Genomic DNA, 2,215 nt, shown 5'->3' with positions numbered 1-2,215 from the left:
CCCCCGCTAAACCGCACCCCCGCCCGCGGCCGCCCTGTCGCGCCGGCCAACGCCCGGCGAGGCTTGCCCGGTAATGCCCCCAGCGGGGCGTTGCCCCGCTCTACAGGAAGACAGGACGCGGCCGCCCTGTAGCGCGACGCCATAAACGCAAACGGCCGCCCGAGGGCGGCCGTTGCTGCAACAGGCGCGACGCCTGCGGCGGGATTACTCGGCGGACTTGGCGGCCTGGCGGGCAGCCTTGGCCTGCGCGGCGGCAGCCAGGTCTTCCTTGATGCGGGCAGCCTTGCCTTCCAGGCCACGCAGGTAGTACAGCTTGCCGGCGCGGACCTTGCCGCGGCGCTTGACTTCGACCGAGTCGATCAGCGCGCTGTGGGTCTGGAACACGCGCTCGACGCCGTAGCCGTGCGAGATCTTGCGCACGGTGAACGAAGAGTTCAGGCCGGCGTTCTTGGTGCCGATCACAACGCCTTCGTAGGCCTGCACGCGCTCGCGGTTGCCTTCCTTGACCTTGACGTTGACGACGACGGTGTCGCCCTGGCTGAACTTCGGCAGTTCGCGGGTGATCTGGGCGGATTCGAAGTCCGCGACGATGGATTTGTTCAGCTTGCTCATGGGTGCACCGATGTATTCGGAGTGGGCGTGTCGATTCGACAGCGGGGTCTCATGCAGTCACCGGATTGCGCTGCACGTTTGTTGTAGTTGGAACCGCTGCTACCGGCCAGGCAGCAGCAAGCCGCGCATTATAGATGACCTTCCGGCCCGGTGCCAGTGGTACAGACCGCTGGCTGGCAATCCCTCGGCACCCGGTACTCCCGCGGTTGCCGGCCGTCGGCCGGCGCGGCCCCGGGCGGGGCAAGCCCTTGGCCTACGGCTCTTTGCGGGCCTCGTCCAGCAGCTTGCGGTCGGCCTTGCCGAGGCCGGCCTCGTCCAGCAGGTCGGGCCGGCGCAGGGCGGTGCGCAGCAGCGACTGCTGCCGGCGCCAGCGCGCGATCGCGGCATGGTTGCCCGAGCGCAGCACCTCCGGCACCTCGCCCAGCGCGTGGCTGGCCGGCTGGCTGTAGTGCGGGCAGTCGAGCAGGCCGTCGCCCTCGAAACTGTCCTGCACCGCCGATTCGGCGTCGTTCAGCGCACCCTCCTGCAGCCGGGTGACCGCATCGACGATCACCGCCGCGCCCAGTTCGCCGCCGGACAGCACGTAATCGCCGAGGGAAATCTCCTCGTCCACCTCGGCGGCGAGGAAACGCTCGTCCACGCCCTCGTAGCGGCCACACAGCAGGATCATGCGCGGCAGCGCCGCCAGTTCGCGCACCCGCGCCTGGGTCAGCGGCCGCCCCTGCGGACTGAGGTAGATCAGCGGCGCCGGGGTCGGGTCGGCGGCGCGCGCGGCGGCCAGCGCTGCGCGCAGCGGTTCGATCAGCATCACCATGCCCGGGCCGCCGCCGAACGGGCGGTCGTCCACGCGGCGGTAGTTGCCCTCGGCGTGGTCGCGCGGATTCCAGCCGTGCAGGTCGAGCAGGCCGCGTTCCTGCGCACGACCGACCACGCCCAGCGCGGCGGACTGCGCGATGAACTCGGGAAACAGGGTGATGACGTCGATGCGCATCGGGATCAGAACTCCGGATCCCAGTCGACCACGATCAGGTTGGCGTCGAAATCGACCGACTTGACGAAGTCGCCCATCACGAACGGCACCATGCGCTCGCGGTCGCCGCGCACCACCAGCACGTCGTTGGCGCCGGTATTGAACAGGTGCGTGGCCCGGCCGAGCTTCACGCCGTCCACGGTCTGCACGTCCAGGCCTTCCAGGTCGACCCAGTAGTACTCGTCCGGCTTCGGCGGCGGCAGCGCGCTGCGCGCGATGTAGATTTCGGTGCCGCGCATGGCTTCGACCACGTTGCGGTCGTCCACGCCGGGGAACGTCGCCACCAGCGTCTTGGCGGCTTCGCGGCCGCGCACGCCGCTGATCTGCGACTCCTGCCCCGACGGGCTGCGCAGGATCCACGGCTGATAGTTGAAAATGGCCAACCGCGGCTCGGTCCAGGACTCGAGCTTGAGTTCGCCGCGCACACCAAAAGCGCCGGTCACCCTGCCCAGCAGGATCCGGCGCTCGGAATCTTTCTTCATAAAGCAGTCGGGGGGGGGGGGGGGGGGGGGGGGGGGGGGGGGGGGGGCGGCGGGCCCGCGCGCGCCCCGCGCCCCCGCGCGGGCGGGCGGG

The 2,215-nt window shown here is 70.3% G+C and carries 3 protein-coding genes; all 3 read right to left on the bottom strand.

The window, feature by feature from the left end:
* Positions 1-204: 204 nt before the first annotated feature.
* The gene (rplS, locus tag QMX80_RS19060) at positions 205-612 is read right to left on the bottom strand and encodes a 50S ribosomal protein L19 (RefSeq protein ID WP_054664251.1); all 408 of its coding nucleotides are present in this window, start codon (positions 610-612) and stop codon (positions 205-207) included.
* Positions 613-865: 253 nt separating this feature from the next.
* The gene (gene trmD, locus QMX80_RS19055) at positions 866-1,603 is read right to left on the bottom strand and encodes a tRNA (guanosine(37)-N1)-methyltransferase TrmD (RefSeq protein ID WP_282278746.1); all 738 of its coding nucleotides are present in this window, start codon (positions 1,601-1,603) and stop codon (positions 866-868) included.
* Between the two features lie 5 nt (positions 1,604-1,608).
* Positions 1,609-2,124 carry a ribosome maturation factor RimM gene (gene rimM / locus QMX80_RS19050; RefSeq protein ID WP_057505262.1) on the bottom strand — a complete coding sequence of 172 codons (516 nt, stop codon included), beginning with the start codon at positions 2,122-2,124 and terminating at the stop codon, positions 1,609-1,611.
* Positions 2,125-2,215: the final 91 nt, after the last annotated feature.

The sequence above is a fragment of the Stenotrophomonas sp. PS02297 genome (assembly GCF_029959705.1).
GTDB classification, from domain to species: domain Bacteria; phylum Pseudomonadota; class Gammaproteobacteria; order Xanthomonadales; family Xanthomonadaceae; genus Stenotrophomonas; species Stenotrophomonas nitritireducens.
Note: the sequence above shows the minus strand (reverse complement) of the source record. Positions and strands in the feature narration are given on the sequence as shown.

What these genes read in the sequence shown, in the direction of transcription:
- trmD (WP_282278746.1), bottom strand. Translation starts at nt 1,603, where the DNA reads ATGCGCATCGACGTCATCACCCTGTTTCCCGAGTTCATCGCGCAGTCC.
- rplS (WP_054664251.1), bottom strand. Translation starts at nt 612, where the DNA reads ATGAGCAAGCTGAACAAATCCATCGTCGCGGACTTCGAATCCGCCCAG.
- rimM (WP_057505262.1), bottom strand. Translation starts at nt 2,124, where the DNA reads ATGAAGAAAGATTCCGAGCGCCGGATCCTGCTGGGCAGGGTGACCGGC.